Source organism: Vibrio penaeicida, from assembly GCF_019977755.1.
Classification (GTDB): Bacteria; Pseudomonadota; Gammaproteobacteria; order Enterobacterales; family Vibrionaceae; genus Vibrio; species Vibrio penaeicida.
Window position 1 is genome coordinate 846,529 of sequence record NZ_AP025144.1, and the last position, 18,109, is coordinate 864,637.

The following is an 18,109-nucleotide window of genomic DNA, read 5'->3' on the forward strand; positions in this document are numbered from 1 at the left end:
CCAATAAGTGTTGGGCGAAAAATAAGCTAAATAGGCAACTTCGCCTACATGATAAAAGTGTTAATTGATGAGGTGGAGGTCAGTCTGGGAAGTGAGTTTTCTAGTACTTTACTAAGCGCCATGAACTATGTAATAAAACCGTCATATATATCTATCTAATTTGCTTGATAAATATTGGTGGGGAAATAGGTGGTATCAATATTGATACCCTTTCAAGTATTACATACTTTGTTTGAACTAAAATTATAAAAAAGTACTTTTTTTGTCTTCTTATTGTGATCTTCTGTCAGTAATTTGATTGTTTTTTATGTTGACATCCGAGATTTTCACCGAAGAAAAGAAGAATTATTCGCTGAAAATGTCTTCTTGAAGTAACTTGATCTTAATGTGCGACTTAAAAACGGAGCCTTCATTGAATTCATCTTCATATTGGAACGAAACCCCTGTCTATTTTGCTTGGAAACAAGCACTGCATAATTGGATAGACCCGCAATCTCCGCAATATCTTTCACCAGAGAAGCGGGTGGCGGTGTTTGATTTAGATGGCACCATGTGGTGCGAGAAACCGTATTTTGCCGAAATCTTCTTTGTTATTGACAAGTTAAAAGTGGCTTTGCAAGAGGATTTGGATGAAACGGTTCGCTCTCAGGTTTCTAAAGCAGTAGCGCTGGCTGAAAAACAGTTTGCGGGTTCTGGGATGGTTTTAATCGATGCCTTTAACCTTGCATACCCTGATTACTCGAACACACAGTTGGAAATGATGAGTGGTGAATGGCTGGATAGAGCTAAACATCGCGATTTCTCTTGTTCTTATCTGGATCTCGCTTATCTACCTATGAAAGAGTGGATAGATGAACTTCATTCCCAGCAATTCACTTGTTACGTTTGTACTGGCAGTTCCGAACCATTTGTTCGTCCATGGATTGAAGCTGTGTTCGGTATTCATGCTGATAAGGTATTTGGATCTGAACTGTATGGTAAAAGTGGAGGTCAACCGATCGCACTCAATATAAATGAAGAGAAAGTGTGTTCTGTTGAGTCTCGTTGTGAAATCGCTCCAGTATTGGTGGTCGGGAATTCGGACGGCGACTTTGAATTGTTAGAGTGGACGTTAAAGAAGAATCCATCTGCTCAATGTTATGTGGTTGACCACGATGATCCCGAAAGAGAGTACCAATACTCTTTAAGCCACTCCATAGAACATTGGCTTGAGCAAGATAACACCCAGTTAACGCGTATTTCTATGAAGAATGATTGGTATCGTGTCTTTACAGACAACCATAAAAAAGTCTAACCTTTGAATCTGAAAATGTGTCCCCACTACTTATACTTGTACAAACTCGAAATGCAGAGTTCAAAGATCGAATTTCTTAACTAAGAAAGAAGAGTAACGCTCGTTGAGAAGAAGGTAAGGTAGCCGAATGGCAAACCTTTTCAAGGTAATGGAGTGTTTTCAAGGTAATGGAGTGTAACGGGGCATGGTGAGTTAACGCGTATTCATCAAATTGAAAAACTTTTAAGGCTACTTTTTACTTCCAAGAGCTACTTTTTATTTCAAAATAATGTTAAAAAGTTTTTTTTCTACAAATGCACGCAAGGGTATCAGTCTTGACAGATTGTGATATACTCTGCGCGCATTTTATATCCTATTAATAGAGTAAGACAATGGCAGATTTATCGAAATACAGAAACATTGGTATTTTCGCGCACGTTGATGCGGGTAAAACCACAACGACTGAACGTATCCTTAAGCTTACTGGTCAGATCCACAAGACTGGTGAAGTTCACGATGGTGAATCAACAACTGACTTCATGGAACAGGAAGCTGAGCGCGGTATTACAATTCAGTCGGCTGCAGTAAGTTGTTTCTGGAACGATCACCGTCTAAACGTTATCGATACTCCTGGACACGTTGACTTCACAGTTGAAGTATACCGTTCTCTTAAAGTACTTGATGGCGGTATCGGTGTATTCTGTGGTTCTGGTGGTGTTGAGCCTCAGTCAGAAACTAACTGGCGTTACGCGAACGAATCAGAAGTATCTCGTCTTATCTTCGTAAACAAACTGGACCGTATGGGTGCAGATTTCTACAACGTTGTTGATCAGGTGAAGAACGTACTTGGTGCTAACCCACTAGTTATGGTTCTACCAATCGGTCGCGAAGATGAGTTCGTTGGTGTTGTTGACCTACTAAGCAAAAAAGCTTACGTATGGGACGATTCTGGTCTTCCAGAAAACTACGAAATCCAAGATATCCCAGCTGATATGGTTGACGACGTAGAACAGTACCGTGAAGAGCTAATCGAAACGGCTGTAGAGCAAGACGACGACCTAATGGAAGCGTACATGGAAGGTGAAGAGCCTTCTATCGAAGACATCAAGCGTTGTATCCGTAAAGGTACTCGTGATCTAGCGTTCTTCCCAACATTCTGTGGTTCTGCATTTAAGAACAAGGGTGTTCAGATCGTTCTTGACGCTGTAGTTGATTACCTACCATCTCCAACAGAAGTTGATCCTCAGCCTCTAACAGACGCTGAAACAGGTGAACCAACTGGTGAAGTTGCAACAGTATCTGCAGACGAGCCACTACGTGCTCTAGCATTTAAGATCATGGACGACCGCTTCGGTGCACTTACGTTCATCCGTATCTACTCTGGTGTACTTAACAAGGGTGATACAATCCTTAACTCTGCTACAGGTAAAACTGAGCGTATTGGCCGTATGGTTGAGATGCAAGCAGATGAGCGTAACGAACTGACTTCTGCACAAGCGGGTGACATCATCGCTGTAGTAGGTATGAAGAACGTTCAAACTGGTCACACGCTATGTGATCCTAAGCACGAGTGTACGCTTGAGCCAATGATCTTCCCAGAACCAGTAATCTCTATCGCTGTTGCTCCTAAGGACAAAGGCGGTTCTGAGAAAATGGGTATCGCTATCGGTAAGATGGTTGCAGAAGATCCATCATTCCAAGTTGAGACTGATGAAGATTCAGGTGAAACAATCCTTAAAGGTATGGGTGAACTTCACCTAGACATTAAGGTTGATATCCTTAAGCGTACTTACGGCGTAGACCTAATCGTTGGTCAACCTCAGGTAGCTTACCGTGAGACTATCACTCAAGCGATTGAAGATAGCTACACGCACAAGAAGCAGTCTGGTGGTTCTGGTCAGTTCGGTAAGATCGACTACCGTATCAAACCAGGTGAGCCAAACTCAGGCTTTACGTTCTCTTCAACAGTTGTTGGTGGTAACGTACCTAAAGAATTCTGGCCTGCAGTAGAGAAAGGCTTCGCGTCAATGATGGAAAACGGTGTTCTTGCTGGATTCCCAACTCTAGACGTTGAAGTTGAGCTATTCGACGGTGGCTTCCACGCAGTTGACTCATCTGCAATCGCATTTGAAATCGCAGCGAAAGGCGCATTCCGTCAGTCTATGCCTAAAGCGGGCGCTCAACTTCTAGAGCCAATCATGAACGTTGACGTGTTCACTCCAGAAGACAACGTTGGTGACGTAATCGGTGACCTTAACCGTCGTCGTGGTATGATCAAAGACCAACAAGCTGGTACTACTGGCGTACGTATCAAAGCTGATGTACCTCTATCTGAGATGTTTGGTTACATTGGTCACCTACGTACAATTACTTCTGGTCGTGGTCAGTTCTCTATGGAGTTCGCACACTACTCAGCATGTCCACAAAACGTTGCTGAAGAAGTAATCGCTAAAGTTAAAGAAGAGAAAGAGAAGAAGTAATTCTTTTCCTCTAACGTAACTTGAAAGCCCCGTCAGCCTTGCTGGCGGGGCTTTTGTTTTATTAGACGCTCTTTAAGTTTTGGATGCCATTAGGTTATGTGTTTTATGGGTTATGTTGTTCGTTTTCGAACGTAATGGCTTTGTGTAATAGCAGCGTTGAACGTTTGGCTCTCTACCAATTCAAAGTTGAGTGGTGCGCTTAGCTCTCCAAACAAAGGAGAACCTCCACCTAACAGCACAGGAATAGATGTTAAAATCAATTCGTCTATCAGATCTTCCGCTAAGAAATTTTGTATGGTGATCCCACCATCAATATACAAATCGTTAAATCCCTTTCTGTTTAAATCGTGAATCACCGTTTTCAAATCGCCGTTGATTAGAAAAATTTTATCTTCGTATCCTTTGGGCACTGACGCCATGGTGTGACTTAAAACAAAAACGGGTTTGATGTATGGCCAATCAACGCCAAAACTCAAAATGGTATCCAGCGTATTTCTTCCCATGATTAGACCGTCAACACGCTCCATCAGAGCTGAAAAGCCCATATCATTGCCCTCTGGAGTTGAAGCAGAGTTAAGCCAATCGAGATTGCCTTCTTTATCTGCAATATATCCATCGAGGCTGGTCGCAATAAAAACGATGTTTGCCATGAGTGATCTCCTTTTTTAAGGGGGAAGTAAGTGACTTGGCAAATAAGTCAGTTTAAATTATTCTACAGTGTAGAATTTTAATTAGAGTTTAAGAGAAAAGAGAAATGACTGTCAAGAAGAAGCGAGGACGTCCAACGGGCAACAAACCTCAATTGAATTCGGAAGCCATCCTTTCCACAGCAAAAGCGTTGTTAAAAGAGCAAGGAAAATTGCCGAGTATCAGAGGGGTAGCTACTGCCCTCGAGGTAGATGCGATGGCGATTTACTATTACTTTGAAAACAAGTATGCGTTGCTTGAAGCGATCACCACATCGCTTATTGAAGAGATCTACATGCCCACATCAACACTTGAATGGGAGGCAGAATTAAAGGCTTTGTGCGCGAGCTATGTTTCCCTATTGGATACCTATCCTGGTCTATTGGAAACCTTACTTACAATGAGCTCCACAAGCCCAGCGGAGGTGTTTTTTGAACGCTTTAAGTTGGTGACGCAGCCACTTGAACTCAACGATGAACAAGAAAAGCAGGCATTAGACTTATTGGGAGATTACTTGCATGGTTTTGCTTTAGCGATGAACTGCAATCAGGATAAAGACGCGCTAAATATACAGATGCTTGATGGCGCATTAGCTCTTTACTGTATCGCTCTAAAGAATATTCATCAGAGCGACTAGAGGGAGGAGAACTTAACTCACGTTCTGTGTTTTTTTCCATTCCACTTGAGCGAGTAGTCCGTTTCGATGATTGTTAACCCTTCACGACCAAGGCTACAAAATTCTTGCACTTGCTGCTGTATCCAAGTGGCAAATGTTTGGATTTTTTCACGGCGAAAGTAACCGGAGGGAGCACATAGAAAGTAATTAAACTTAGGCTTTAAGCCAACATCGCCAATTCGCACCAACTTTCCTTCTTGCAGATAACGATAAGCGAGGCTGTGTTTAACCAACGCCACGCCTTGTACAGATAATGCACCTTCTAAAACGAAATGCGAACCGTCGTATTGAAGGGTGGACTTTCCAGCTTCTATACCAAGTGTTTGCTGCCATAATTGCCAATCCATATCTGGCCACATATCTTCAATTAGATCGGCTTTACTTAGATCTTCAATAGTGTGGATCTGATGTTCTTTTTGGTAAAGCGGGTGGCAAACTGGGTATACCACTTCATCCATGAGCCAAATGCTTTCGACGTTTTTGTAATTCCCCGTTCCATAGCGAATGCATAAATCGACGCTGGAATCTTGGAAGGTAACCAATTCATTTTTGGGCTCGATAAGTAAAGCAATTTCTGGATGTCTTTCTCTGAAATGGCGAATTCTAGGTACAAGCCAATGTTGAGCAAAAGAAGGAAGCGTGGAAATGGATAAGCGATTTGGATCGGGATCTTGGTTTATTTGTCGAATCCCATCCTGTAAGTGTGCAAAGCCTTTTTGAGCTTGTCTGAATAACATTTCGCCTTCATGAGTTAAGTGAACTTTCCTATGCTGTCGGACAAATAACTCGGTTCCAAGCCATTCCTCAAGTAGCCTAATTTGTTGGCTAACTGCAGCTGCCGTTACAAATAAACGGCTAGCCGCTGCTTTAAAACTTCCCGATTCCCCAGCAATATAAAAATAGTAAAGCCCTTGAAGCGGCGGCATTTTATCTTTCACTTAAGTTTTCCTTAACTCAATGTCAATTTCTATCGTTTGTCTACGCACTTAATTTGATTAATTATTAACCCCGAAGCTTAAACTAATCAAGGAGGAAATGATGACTGTATCAGCGATTTATTCGGCACGAGTAGTGGCAAGAAAGCCGGCAGATTTGATTAAGAAAATTTTCTCTGAGATTAAGCGATGGCATCAAAATTACCACACGCGCAAGCAGATGGCGGAAATTCCTGAGTATTTGCTTGATGATCTCGGCTTAACTAAAGAACAAGTTTACAAAGAATCTCATCGGTCGTTTTGGGATTAACTCCAAGTTAGCGACCTTCCTGTATCCCGTTTTGTTGTCGGCGTAGGAGCTAACAAAACGCTTAATGTGTCGCGCACTCAGCATGATTATCATGCTGAGTTTTTTCTTTTTTGGCGGCAATCTTTTTGCTGCAAAATCACATCGAAAGATCAACAGAGCCTAGGGCTACGTTCTCTGAAATAGTGGATACTTCGAAATGCATCCAATCTGAGAAGGCTTTGATTCGGTCACGACGTGGAGAACTCGGGTCGGAATACAAATGAAATTTCAGCCCCGGTGTCATACCGATATCAAAAGGTTTTACAAGTAAGCCACGTTCAATGTAATCAGATGCTAAACATTCCGTTGCTAAACAAGCTCCGTGACCTGCAATGACGGCATTCATGGCTAAATCAAAAGTGCCTACTTCCATCCATTGAATGAATGATTTTTCCATTTTTATATCGACAAGTTTAAACCAATCTTCCCATGGGAAACATTTCGATTCGTAATGTATTAGCCAACAATCGAGCAGCTGTTTCGGGTCAGTAAAATTAATGGAATTCGCGAGGGCGGGAGAGCAATATGGAAAAATTGGTTCTTCCAGCAACATGTCTTTAATCAAGCCTTCAGAATTTTCCATGTCGTCGCCTTGCCAAACTGCCACATCGATGGTTCCGTGGCGAAGATCCAAATCGTCACAAGTCGTGATTACTCTGATTGGAATATTTGGGTGCAACATGGAAAATTTCCACAGCCGAGGCAGTAACCAGCGAGAGGCAAATGAAGGTGGGGCACTCACCGACAATACACCGTCGATGGGTTCGTTGGTTATTTGATTCAAACCTTTCAATATATGTTCAAAGCCACGAGAAACTTGCCCGAAAAGTGTTCTTCCTTTTTCCGTTAATGCCATTTCTCGACCTTGGCGTATAAATAATTTACACCCCAATGCCTCTTCTAGTTGGCGTATTTTCTGACTTACTGCCGCTTGGCTAACAAATAGCTCTTCTGCCGCTTTACTGTAGCTGCTTAAACGCGCTGCTGTTTCAAAATATCGGAGCCCTGATAAGTGGCGTAGTCTTGAGTCCATAACTTCTACTTATATTATTTGTAAGTAATCGTCGTTCGATTATTGCCTGTTTGAATCTCATAATAACGACAAATGATAAGAATTAACAAGCGGAACATGAGGAGAAACATTATGAGAATTGCACTTGATTGGGGTTTTGATTTTGAGGTTTCATTTCCTAACTATCAGTTTTCTTGGAGTTTTGGTGCCAAAAGAAAAAATGGACGCTCAGTGAAAGAGAAGGAACACTATTCGGAGCTTTCCGATATGTCTAAGCACCTTCAAAAAGATGTTGGCGTTGAAGTTACTTCGACAAGTAATCGGGATTATGTACGATTTCTATAAGTCGAGGTTATTTTAAATGTGTAGAAAAGAAGGGGGAACGACCACAACTGATATTTGATAGCGTCTAAATAACGAACAGTATCGAGTGGTAAGAAAGAAAAAGGGAACCATTTGGCTCCCCGAGTTAATCAATGCGATGGGTTACTCAATACAATGAGTTGGCGTTACTCTTCCCAAACGATAAGTTTGCCTTTTGGCCAGTTTGCCCCGACGTCGTGATATTTCTTCTCCAATATATGGCGCTTAATTTTAAGCGTAGGAGTGAGAATGCCATTCTCGATGCTCCAAGGTTCTTTTATCATGAGCACGCCTTTAATCTGTTCATGAGATTCTAGCGTCTGGTTCATGCGCTCGATGACTTTAGCAGCACGTTTTTCATAGCGAGCTGGATCGAAATTAGGGTAGGCATGAGGTATCGCAAGTAAGATTGGTGCCGGTAACCCAGAACCTATCAAGCACATCATTTCTACTTTGCTGTACTCAAATAACTTTTTCTCAATAGGTACGGGAGCGACAAACTTCCCTTTGGCCGTTTTAAAGGTGTCTTTCTTTCTACCTTGAATGGTTAAATAACCATCGCTATCAATAGAGCCAATATCGCCAGTGTGCAGCCAGCCGTCTTCATTAAATGATTCTTTGGTGGCTTCATCATTGTTGTAGTAACCCGCAAACATACCTTGGCTGCGCACGAGAATCTCTTCATCTTCAGCAAGTTTCAGTTCTACGCCAGGGCCAGCATTGCCCACAGTACCAATTTTATCGGCTTTAAATGGGTAGTTGAGCGTACTGTATGCAAAGGACTCGGTCATCCCCCAAGCTTCGGTAATGTTCAATCCAACGGAACGATACCATTCCAAAAGTGCAGGAGAAACCGGTGCTGAACCACAACCCAATATTCGAGCTTCATTCAGTCCTAGCCCATCTGCCAGTTTCTTTTTGATGAGTGAGTTAATGAATGGGATTTTCAGCAATATGTTCAGTTTTTTCTGAGGTAACTTTTCTTGAATCCGCTGTTGGAAGACCGTCCATAAACGTGGAACGGAAATAAACAGTGTCGGTCTTTGCATCTTCACATCTTCAATAAAGGTATCCAAAGATTCTGGGAATGCGGTCATAACACCTTCGCGAATCGATGTACCAAAGATATAGACGCGTTCTGTTATATGAGCGAGAGGAAGGTAGGACATCAATCGATCGTTACCATTACTGTCTACACCTAGGTGCTCAATCAATTTCTGGCTCGACCAATTGAATGCACCGTAAGTTAACATTGCGCCTTTCGGTAAGCCCGACGTACCCGATGTGTATACGATAGACATCAGTTTGTCGTCGTAATGCTCAGGTCTTAGTTCGCTGGGGGCTTGGTTGCTAATCAGTGTCGTGAACTCATATTGGCATTTTGGCGCAGAGTCGTAAGGAAGCGATAGGGTGATCAAGTCACCTAACTTATTGATGACTTCGGTTGTTGCGGCAGAGTCATCCAACTTGCCTGCAATAAGCGCTTTACTGCCACTGTGCGTTATACAGTGTTCAATCGTCTCGCTACCGGCGGTTGGGAAAATAGGGACACTTATATAGTCTCCCAACATCAAAGCAAGATCGGTGATAAACCATTCCGCACAGTTTTTAGAGATCAGCGCTATTTTGTCCCCAGGCTCTAAACCCAAGGATTGCAATGCGGAAACCAGTTTAAGTGCTTTGTCGGCCACATCAGCGTAGGTGAATTCTACAAATTGTCGGTTAATGATCTGTTTGAGGTAAACCTCATTCGGGCGTTCTTGTGCCCATTTCAAGATCAGTTCATTCGGAGGTGTGAGAGAGCATTTCGCGTTATGTGTCGTTTGAGGCTGAACCATCAGGTGACTCCATGTCTTTTTTATAATGAATTGTAATTGTTATCATGATGTTAAACTAGTCGTTAAGTATAGCCTCGGTCAACCGTAGTATTCAAATTTTGCGATGTCTTGAGATCGTTTACTCACTTGATGATGTTAGAGCAACTTGAACGCCGAAAAGTAGACAGATAAATGATGTTAAGTATTTTCGGTAAAAGTAGAAATGAGGTCATAATTTTCCATTCTATAGCCAAATTTTCTTTTCGAATCATTACATTATTTCTCGCCGTTTTTTTGTTCTTATATCGTGCTTATCTTTGTTTGAAGATCTAACTATATCCAACTAGCCTTATAGATGAGAGACAGTTCTCTGGCAGATAATTGGAGTGAAGTATGGGTTCAGCAATTATACATCTCATCAGGATCTGTACTGGCAAGGTGATAAAAAACCAATCCGGCGTTACTGCAATCGAATATGCGATTATTGGCGTGGCATTATCGGCAATCGTGATCGCGATATTTGACAATGATTTACAGGTATTCCTTTCAGAAGCGATCATTTCTATTTCTGAAGGTGGATCGTCATCTTACTCGGAATAAATGTTTGGTGACTGATTCATTCGTTTACTCGAGCAGTAATGGTTTACTTGTGGTTTTACATCGCTTCAATATTGTTTTGTTCATTAGCGAGAGTAAATTTCTTATGTCGTTAATTGGACAACATCTATTGATAAAGAAAGACGAAATTCAGTAAGTTTAATGCGCACAAAAAATAGTTTATTTCTATATGTTCCTCTCTTTTTTTTGGTTTCAACCATCAGCTTTGCTTCGCATCTAGATCGCCAGTCAAACGGTCTCGTTATTCATTGTGATGCTCCAGTAATTGAATATCACCAAACCATTGGGTTGGGGAACGGAACAACAGGCAAGTATGTAAATCAAAATTTGGACTCGTCTTTTATTTATGCACAGCCTCATTTTGATGCTAGAGCAAAGCCAATTAATCAGTGGCTTATTGCCGATATTCAAAACTTAGGTGTAGATAAAAAATGTGCAGAATACTTGGTGTCGCGTGGTGAGGTTTCGGTAGCGAGAGAACCCGACTTATTAGCGTATGTCACGTTTACTTTTAAGCAAGACGAGCTGACTCAAGAATCTATGTGGGTACTGGATTATATCGCTAAATCGGTTACGCAAAGCTATTCGTCTTTACAACTTGAAAAACGAGCAGACCAAAGCGGTAATCACCTATCGTTGTCGATAAGATTATCCGATGAGATCGAAGCATACCTTGCTCTATATGATATCAATCCTAATACCTTAAACCTGTCGGAAAGACATTAAGGCAAAGGCTCAATGATGAATCACACCTTCACGCGGATCGTGCTCGGGATGCTGTTCAAGAACTTGGGTAATGTAGCCTTGATGATCTCGAAGTACGTTAACGCAATTGCCATCCAGTTTTCCATCCGCCACCATTTTCTCTAACTCAAGAAGCGCCGATGTCACACACCAAGCTTGGGCATATGGGCGGTGGCTGGTTAACGCATCAAATATATTCGCGACTGCAACAATCCTTGCTGAAACAGGAATGTCACTATGGCTAGCCCCATTAGGGTAACCACTGCCGTCCAGAAACTCATGGTGATAAGCCATAATATCTTTGAGCACTTGAATACACGGGTGTTTAGGAGAACCTAAATTGTGAAGGATCTTGTTGATGATGATTAAGCCTTTATCAACGTGGCTTTCCATGACTTTTCTTTCTTGTGCGTTGAGTGTAATTGGCTTGAGCAATAAGGTATCGGGTAAAGCAATTTTGCCAATGTCGTGGAGGCGAGAAAACAAGTGAATATGCTCAATGGTTTCATCATCTAGCTCGTATAACTCTGATACCTCTAATGCAATCAACTTGGCGTAAAGACTGACTCGCAAAATGTGTTCGTCAGAATCGCTTTGCGCACCAGGGTATATGTCTCGCGTCAATTCAGCGGAAGTTAAAATGGAATGCACCAAGGAATATTCCGAGTTTATGGTGAAGTTGATTTGTTCACAAAAAGGCATTAACTCATTTTGTACTTGTGGGCTAAAAACATGGCTTTGGTGAGAATTGAAGTTAATAAACCCAATGAATTGATTGTGGTGGTATGTCGGAACGGTAAATGAAGAAAGATAGCCTTGCTCAATTAACCATCGTGAATGGTGTCGATTGGAATTGACCGTGGTCGCAATGTCATTGATGACCCGATAAAGATTTTTATTGGCACATTCTTGAAGGGATCGACATTCCGAAAAAGGGTATTCATGGTGGCTTAGTGTATTTCCATCCGTATCGCTTTCAGCGTAGGTGCGAAGAAGATCCAAATGCGCGTCGTATAAGGTAAATGAGATCCGATCCACTTGAGGTACTTTATCTTTTATTTGATGGTGAACATGCTCAAGATGTTGGTTTAAAGATGCCATTTGACTTGGAAAAGAATGAAACGACTGACGCTGCCGAATAAACATAACCACGATCCTCTATGTCTAAAGCCTTGAGTGCGAATTTTTATTAATAAATGTGCACTTAAGATAAGTGAATATCTAACGATCAAGTCTAGTCAAGGAAACGATCTTTTGCAGAAAAAATGCTCAATAAATTAGCTATTAAAGAAAGTGGAAAAACCGAGCGGATCAGGCTCGGTTTTTTCTTAAATTTGGGCAAGCCTTAAGGCATTAATTGACCAAGAAATATGCCAGCGGCAATGAAAAATGCCACAAGAGTAATGATGGGAAGTTTACGTTGTTTCAACAAATAAAAACCGGCCAAAACGACAGCCATATCTGCCCCCATTAATACACCACTGGTAAAAACAGGCTGGTAGAGAGCCGCTAACAAAAGACCGACTACCGATGCGTTTACACCTGCGACAGCCCCCGCTAATTTGGGTTTGCTTGCCAACTCTTGCCAGTTATTTAATACCGCCAATAACAGTAAGAAACCCGGAAGAAATACCGCTATGGTTGCCAGTAATGCGCCAACAACAGGAGACGTGGGTAAAAGCTCGTAGCCGATGTAAGTAGCAAAAGTAAACATAGGTCCAGGCACGGCTTGAGCTGCGGCATAACCAGTAAGAAATGCATCTTGGCTGATTTGTTCACCGACAATATTTTGCAACAAGGGCAGTACCACATGACCGCCGCCAAATACTAAGCTACCTGCTTGGAAAAAGTCACTGAACAGTTGGATCTCTTTCATTAAATTACCCGCGATAGGTAAACCTATTAAGAGAGCAGCAAACGCAATGAGAGGCATCCAGTTGATTTGTATTGGATGGGAAGTGTCGTTTTCTTTCGGTTGCCCTTTCAAAAAGGCTTGCCCTATAAGAGCGGCAACCACTAAAACCACCATCTGCGTATACAGATTAGGAAATAACAGAAGTGCCATAGCGGTTGCAACACACAAGGCAATAGTTATTTTATGCTGGCAGAAATTCCGATACATGCCGATCGTCGCATCGGCAACCACAACAACAGCGAGCAATTTCAGTCCGTGAATGACATTTTGGAAGAGGCTGGAATCCGTGAGTTGGCTACTGAGAATAGCCAACCCCAACATCAGAAGAATGGAAGGCAAAGTAAAGCCTAAAAAAGCCGCCGTTGCCCCCGTAATTCCTCCTTTGCGGTAACCGATCGCAAAGCCCACTTGGCTAGAACCTGGCCCAGGTAAGAATTGGCTGAGTGCAACAATCTGTGCGTATTCTTCTTCACTTAGCCATTTGAGCTTTTCAACAAAGGTATTTCGAAAGTACCCAATATGCGCTGCTGGGCCCCCAAAGCTTACCCAGCCAAGCAGGAAAAAGGTTTTAAAAATCGAGAACATCTACCAAGTCCAATTTAAATACAGTGGTTATTGGTAGAAAGACTACTGGCACAACATAAATGATTCAAATTGATAGTTTTAATATAGAATATGAATGAAATGGGTTTGGGTTTTAGTTTGGTTTTGGTTGCAAGTAATAGTGGGGCAGGGAGTGAGGTATGCGTCTCGACATTAATTGGAAAAGCATCGATTTAAATCTTTTGGTGGCATTTTCTGCCTTGTTTGAAACTCAGAGTGTGAGTGCTGCTGCCAAACAGTTGCATGTGAGTCAATCGGCGATGAGCCACAGCTTGGCTAGATTACGAGTGCTTTTGGATGATCCGTTATTTGAGAGGCATGGTCATACCATGTTGCCGACCGAAAGAGCACTTTCATTAGCCTCTACCGTCGAGAGCATATTAGATAAAGTGACCGGAGAGCTGCTGTCTCCCAAAGTCTTTTTACCCAAAGACTATAAAGGTGTGTGCCGAATAGGTTTAACGGACTACGCTGAATTTATTTTTTCTCCCCTTCTATTTGACGATATTTCCCAGCAAGCGCCGCATTGCCAAATCAGCTTTGTTAACGTTAATCGAAGTAACTATGTCCGATTGGTTGAAGAGCAAAAATTGGATGTGGTGATTGGCAGTTTTCCAGATCTAGACGCACGTTTCCAAAGTGAACACCTATACGATGAAGAACATGTTTGTTTGTTCGATTCCAATGTGTTTGGCAAAGTTAAGCAGTTATCTTTGGAACAATATTTATCGATAGATCATGCGTTAGTCAGCCCGGGCGGCGAACTGGTCACCGGTATCGATAAACATCTGGAACAGATGGATGAATCCCGTCAGGTACGTGTAGCAGCAGGGAATTTCCTGACTATTCGGCAATTACTTTGTCAGCGAAAGCTGCTTGCCATTGTGCCCAAGCGAATGGCACAAATTGAAGGCTTTGATGACCAACTGGTGATGGCTAAGTCACCCATTGATGTGAACGACTTTGCTATATCTTTGATTTGGCCATCACGCCAGCACACCAGAGACAAAAATATATGGCTCCGCGAATTGGTAAAAGAAGAAATCAAATAGTCTTTGCTCTATTACTTTGCGAGTGCAATTTCCTCTATCTTTTTTGCAAAGTTCTTATCGAAAGGTATCTCGAAGCATTTTGTTAAGTTGGTATCAACGTCAGCTTTGTACTTGGCGCTAGATTCGTAACTTTTTACGAGTTCGTGTACACGCACAAATTTTTCTGGGTCTAGAGTACTTTTTTCAACAATTCCAGCTGACAGGGTTCTAAGATCTTCAGTTTCATACCCCATACTTTTCATGTAGTTAAACAGGCAGTTTACATGGGCAAAGTTTAACAATTGCTTGTGCTCTAGTCCTGCGTAGGAAGGAGCGCATACAAGCAGTGCTGTAGATAGGAGCGACAACATTAATGCTTTGCCTTTTTTCATTTACGGAGCCTCCCAAAATAAAATTCTATGAGCAGATGAATCGTAGCTAGCGTAGACGCAATCTTCCCCATCCCAAAGATCAGCATGTCCAGTGGCGTCATCCCATCCGTTAACTTCAAATATAATAATACCTTTTTTCCCTGATATTTCTTTTTTATATTCACTTGGGATATAAGTGCTGGGAGAACCATATTTTTCAGTTAGGTATTTGATTAAAATTTTCACACGAAAAATGTGCCAATTCTTGTTTTTGCCAGAAGAGACTTGAGCTTCCATTCTTCCATTTGGACCTACAGCTTTGTAGTATGGGATTTTGTGTCTCCCCCCTGAGCCATTTAGAGCTTTAGAAATTCTAGTAGCACAAGCATTTTTAAAAACACCAATTTCGTAATTTAAGGCTACTTTCCCACCAATCTGCGTAAAAACAGTAGCAGCAGGTAGGTTTGGAAAGTTTCGATTTAAGGTTTCCCAGTTTGGTAGTTGCATAGTGTCTAAGTCCCAATAAAAACTATGTGGATAATTGTTTATTGAATAACAATATTCAACTTGTTTATTAGTAATTTAGATGTACCATTAGTTTAATGCTGAAATGAATGTAATTGAGAGTGTTGTTTTTATTTCATTAAGCTATTTGTAACGAATATGAGGTAACAATTTGATAAGCGATTTAAACTCCATTCCCGTTTTCTTAGCATTAATGCAAACCCATTCTACTCAGCGCGCTGCGCTAAAGATTGGTCGCTCTCAATCTTACGTGTCTAAAGTATTGGCACAGCTTAGAGATGAGTTGGGTGATCCATTATTTGTTCGTGGTAGTGATGGGCTGACTCCCACGTCTTACGCGTGCGAAGTCGAACCCAAACTCAAAGCAGCGCTAGAACAAGTTCAGCAAGCCCTTCACCCAGAAGAGTTTGATCCCAGTAAACTGGAAAGCATCTCGTTGCATTTGGTCGAGCCGTATCTCGTGGCGTGTGGGACAGAATTGATCAAAGCGATTAGGGAAGAAACCCAAGCCGTCATCGAATTAAGAACTTGGCAACAAACCAGTGAGTCTCTTATTTTAGAAGAAGATGTCGACCTTGGCGTTCATATTCTTAGCGACAAATCTCAGCACTTCTACCAGAAAAAATTGCATAAAGGCGCGGGTTTTATCGATGGTAACCCTAGCGGAGAATATGTGAAGTTTTTGGTCTCGGGCATCAATGAATATACGCACCACTTTCATGCAATAGACCCATCAATAGAGCCAACGATTCAGATCGATAACTATGAGTTAATGAACCGCTTAATGGAAGATTGCTACACCATTCGCTACGCGCCTTTTTCTGGGCAACAAAATGTGACACCAATTGAGCTGGATGTGGCCATCATCGTTAAGGCTTCTCAACGTAACAGCCCGAAAACTCAATGGTTAATGGCGCTGGTGGAACGAGTCTTAGAGCAGAAAGCTCAAAGCTGGATGGAGAAATAGCGCAGCCAATTTATAGGAGACTGCGCTGTCGATACATCAACCAATATTTACATGGCAGAGAAGTACGCTTTGTAGGCTTTTAACCTCACCGTTGCCGCACCAATGATATCCATAAAGCCAAGCATTTCATGTGGCTTAGTCGCTGATATCCAACCAGAACCGGTTGCGCCAATGGGGACATTGTAGCCCTGAGGTTCTTCAAATTCGATGATAACAGTTCGCCCGTGCGTTCCTGCATTGTTATTGACGTGTTGGCGTACGTGTTGTGTGCCATTCACCACCGATACTCTCGCTTCCCCTGTTCCCGCCGTAACACTATGAACACGCCCTCTGAATATTTCACCGGGGTATGCATCCACATAAAATTCAGCAAATTGACCAGCCTTAATGTTGCGATAGGTTTGATCCGCAATTCGCATTTCCACAAACTTTTTCGACGTGTTGTATAAATGCATGTTACCGACACGGGTGCCTTCAGCAAGGTTAGCAATCGACACCTGTCCATCAAAAGGTGCGCGAACCTCTCGGCGATCATTTTGCCATTCGGCTGTCGCGATCTGCGCTTCAATCGATTTGATTTGAGCAAACACTGCCGCCACTTTTGCGTTGTTAGCATCGATTCGTGTTTTGGTGTCGTCTCTATGTGACTCTTGAGCAAAATCGTCCAGCTTTTCCAATCGACGTAATGTTTTCTCATCGTTGGTGATCTGATGTTTTAAGGCAACAATTTCCGCTTCTGCTGCTAACTTTTGTGCCTGTAGCCCTTTGACTTGTGAATCCGTATCTTCCGATTTCAGTACGTAAATCAAGTCGCCTTCGCGGACGTGTTGGTTGTGGCTTACCAGTACTTGTTCTACCTCCTGACCAACGAGAGGGCTCAGTACTGCATGAGGGGCTTTTACTGTTGTACTGTCGGTTAGGTCTGCTGGTGACCAAAAGCGATGCGCGGTAAACAACATAAAGGCGATAAAAGCGCCTAGCCCCACCATCACAACCGCATTTTTAAGCGTCCAAGCCACCACTTTTAGCCTGACTAAAATCCAACAGATCAGAATGTAAGGGAGCATAATCTCTTTCATGATTACTCCTTAGTACTTTTGGTGATGTGAAGACCTTTACGAATGATGTTGGAGAGCGAGTCTGAAACAATATCCCAACGAGTAAAGGCAATAATGATAGCGAGTACCCACCATGCTTTATCAATAAACAACCCACATAGAGAAAGCGCAAACACAATTTGGGTATGAGCGGACGACATTTTTTGTGCTTTATGAACCGCGACTTCGTGTAACTGCCATAATAAATACAACACATACACAATCACACTAATGGTGACGCAGAAAATGACGCCCATAAAGAATTCAGAATCGAGCAATACCAATATGCTGGGGTAACCATCCACAAAGTAAGATTCTGGCAGTTCGGTACCATGAATCGTGCTTAATTTCGAAAATACCAGAGACGCGAAATACAAAGTGCCTAGACCGATTGCGGCTTTTATGAATGTTACTAGCGCGGTTTTTATAACTTTGCAGAGCGCTGATGTTTTGGCATTTCTAAAGCTAGATGATGGTATTGCTTTCCATGAAATAGAGTTTGATGGCGTTCCTTGCCTCGGATTCGAGTGGTGTCGAGACATTGTGATTGACCTGTTGTTACGCTTTGGAATCAGCGTAACAACGGTGCGAAGTAAAAATGGAATAACCGAAATTCCATTTTAAAGAAAGGAGATGAGCTAACGCT

At 42.2% G+C, this 18,109-nt stretch carries 19 protein-coding genes; 9 read left to right on the plus strand and 10 right to left on the minus strand.

Annotation, left to right across the window (positions count from 1 at the left end):
* Window positions 1–412: 412 nt before the first annotated feature.
* Both LDO37_RS04035 and fusA read left to right on the plus strand, forming a co-directional pair.
* A complete protein-coding gene (locus tag LDO37_RS04035) occupies window positions 413–1,294 on the plus strand; it encodes a haloacid dehalogenase-like hydrolase (RefSeq protein WP_185829955.1) in 882 nt (293 codons plus the stop codon).
* A 371-nt stretch (window positions 1,295–1,665) separates the two neighbouring features.
* Complete coding sequence (gene fusA, locus LDO37_RS04040; protein ID WP_126610216.1) at window positions 1,666–3,753, plus strand: elongation factor G; 2,088 nt, start codon at window positions 1,666–1,668, stop codon at window positions 3,751–3,753.
* A gap of 110 nt (window positions 3,754–3,863) precedes the next feature.
* Here the strand turns inward: fusA and LDO37_RS04045 are convergent, their stop codons facing one another.
* On the minus strand, window positions 3,864–4,403 hold the full coding sequence (locus LDO37_RS04045; RefSeq protein WP_126610215.1) for a dihydrofolate reductase family protein: 540 nt from the start codon (window positions 4,401–4,403) through the stop codon (window positions 3,864–3,866).
* 104 nt (window positions 4,404–4,507) lie between these two features.
* Between LDO37_RS04045 and LDO37_RS04050 the strand changes: the two genes are divergently transcribed.
* Window positions 4,508–5,077 (plus strand): TetR/AcrR family transcriptional regulator, encoded by a 570-nt coding sequence (locus tag LDO37_RS04050; RefSeq protein WP_126610214.1) that lies wholly within the window; start codon window positions 4,508–4,510, stop codon window positions 5,075–5,077.
* A 17-nt stretch (window positions 5,078–5,094) separates the two neighbouring features.
* On the opposite strand, the gene LDO37_RS04055 is transcribed toward LDO37_RS04050, so the two are convergent.
* Window positions 5,095–6,042 carry a LysR substrate-binding domain-containing protein gene (locus tag LDO37_RS04055; RefSeq protein ID WP_399481202.1) on the minus strand — a complete coding sequence of 316 codons (948 nt, stop codon included), beginning with the start codon at window positions 6,040–6,042 and terminating at the stop codon, window positions 5,095–5,097.
* A gap of 109 nt (window positions 6,043–6,151) precedes the next feature.
* Here LDO37_RS04055 and LDO37_RS04060 point away from each other — a divergent pair, with 109 nt between their 5' ends.
* Complete coding sequence (locus LDO37_RS04060) at window positions 6,152–6,361, plus strand: DUF1127 domain-containing protein (RefSeq protein ID WP_399480677.1); 210 nt, start codon at window positions 6,152–6,154, stop codon at window positions 6,359–6,361.
* A 136-nt stretch (window positions 6,362–6,497) separates the two neighbouring features.
* Here LDO37_RS04060 and LDO37_RS04065 read toward each other — a convergent pair whose 3' ends face one another.
* Window positions 6,498–7,433: a LysR substrate-binding domain-containing protein gene (locus LDO37_RS04065; protein WP_126610212.1), complete on the minus strand. Its 936-nt coding sequence runs from the start codon at window positions 7,431–7,433 to the stop codon at window positions 6,498–6,500.
* Between the two features lie 111 nt (window positions 7,434–7,544).
* Here LDO37_RS04065 and LDO37_RS04070 point away from each other — a divergent pair, with 111 nt between their 5' ends.
* On the plus strand, window positions 7,545–7,757 hold the full coding sequence (locus LDO37_RS04070; RefSeq protein WP_126610211.1) for a hypothetical protein: 213 nt from the start codon (window positions 7,545–7,547) through the stop codon (window positions 7,755–7,757).
* A gap of 164 nt (window positions 7,758–7,921) precedes the next feature.
* Here the strand turns inward: LDO37_RS04070 and LDO37_RS04075 are convergent, their stop codons facing one another.
* A complete protein-coding gene (locus LDO37_RS04075) occupies window positions 7,922–9,613 on the minus strand; it encodes an AMP-binding protein (RefSeq protein ID WP_126610210.1) in 1,692 nt (563 codons plus the stop codon).
* A 372-nt stretch (window positions 9,614–9,985) separates the two neighbouring features.
* On the opposite strand from LDO37_RS04075, the gene LDO37_RS04080 reads away from it, so the two are divergent.
* A complete protein-coding gene (locus LDO37_RS04080; protein WP_101113188.1) occupies window positions 9,986–10,192 on the plus strand; it encodes a Flp family type IVb pilin in 207 nt (68 codons plus the stop codon).
* 159 nt (window positions 10,193–10,351) lie between these two features.
* Window positions 10,352–10,936 (plus strand): hypothetical protein, encoded by a 585-nt coding sequence (locus LDO37_RS04085; RefSeq protein ID WP_126610209.1) that lies wholly within the window; start codon window positions 10,352–10,354, stop codon window positions 10,934–10,936.
* A gap of 9 nt (window positions 10,937–10,945) precedes the next feature.
* On the opposite strand, the gene LDO37_RS04090 is transcribed toward LDO37_RS04085, so the two are convergent.
* Window positions 10,946–12,100: an HD domain-containing phosphohydrolase gene (locus tag LDO37_RS04090; RefSeq protein WP_126610208.1), complete on the minus strand. Its 1,155-nt coding sequence runs from the start codon at window positions 12,098–12,100 to the stop codon at window positions 10,946–10,948.
* A gap of 199 nt (window positions 12,101–12,299) precedes the next feature.
* Window positions 12,300–13,454 (minus strand): chromate efflux transporter, encoded by a 1,155-nt coding sequence (chrA, locus tag LDO37_RS04095; RefSeq protein ID WP_126608160.1) that lies wholly within the window; start codon window positions 13,452–13,454, stop codon window positions 12,300–12,302.
* Between the two features lie 158 nt (window positions 13,455–13,612).
* Between chrA and LDO37_RS04100 the strand changes: the two genes are divergently transcribed.
* A complete protein-coding gene (locus LDO37_RS04100; protein ID WP_126608159.1) occupies window positions 13,613–14,524 on the plus strand; it encodes a LysR family transcriptional regulator in 912 nt (303 codons plus the stop codon).
* A gap of 11 nt (window positions 14,525–14,535) precedes the next feature.
* Here the strand turns inward: LDO37_RS04100 and LDO37_RS04105 are convergent, their stop codons facing one another.
* Entirely contained in the window at window positions 14,536–14,895 is a 360-nt protein-coding gene (locus tag LDO37_RS04105; protein ID WP_101113183.1) for a hypothetical protein, read from the minus strand.
* Window positions 14,896–15,381 carry a type VI secretion system amidase effector protein Tae4 gene (locus LDO37_RS04110; protein ID WP_126608161.1) on the minus strand — a complete coding sequence of 162 codons (486 nt, stop codon included), beginning with the start codon at window positions 15,379–15,381 and terminating at the stop codon, window positions 14,896–14,898.
* A gap of 172 nt (window positions 15,382–15,553) precedes the next feature.
* On the opposite strand from LDO37_RS04110, the gene LDO37_RS04115 reads away from it, so the two are divergent.
* On the plus strand, window positions 15,554–16,366 hold the full coding sequence (locus LDO37_RS04115; protein ID WP_126607071.1) for a LysR family transcriptional regulator: 813 nt from the start codon (window positions 15,554–15,556) through the stop codon (window positions 16,364–16,366).
* A gap of 47 nt (window positions 16,367–16,413) precedes the next feature.
* Here LDO37_RS04115 and LDO37_RS04120 read toward each other — a convergent pair whose 3' ends face one another.
* Window positions 16,414–17,445 (minus strand): HlyD family secretion protein, encoded by a 1,032-nt coding sequence (locus LDO37_RS04120; protein ID WP_126607069.1) that lies wholly within the window; start codon window positions 17,443–17,445, stop codon window positions 16,414–16,416.
* A gap of 2 nt (window positions 17,446–17,447) precedes the next feature.
* Window positions 17,448–18,005, minus strand: a complete 558-nt coding sequence (locus LDO37_RS04125; protein ID WP_224055333.1) for a magnesium transporter — start codon at window positions 18,003–18,005, stop codon at window positions 17,448–17,450.
* Window positions 18,006–18,109 lie beyond the last annotated feature (104 nt).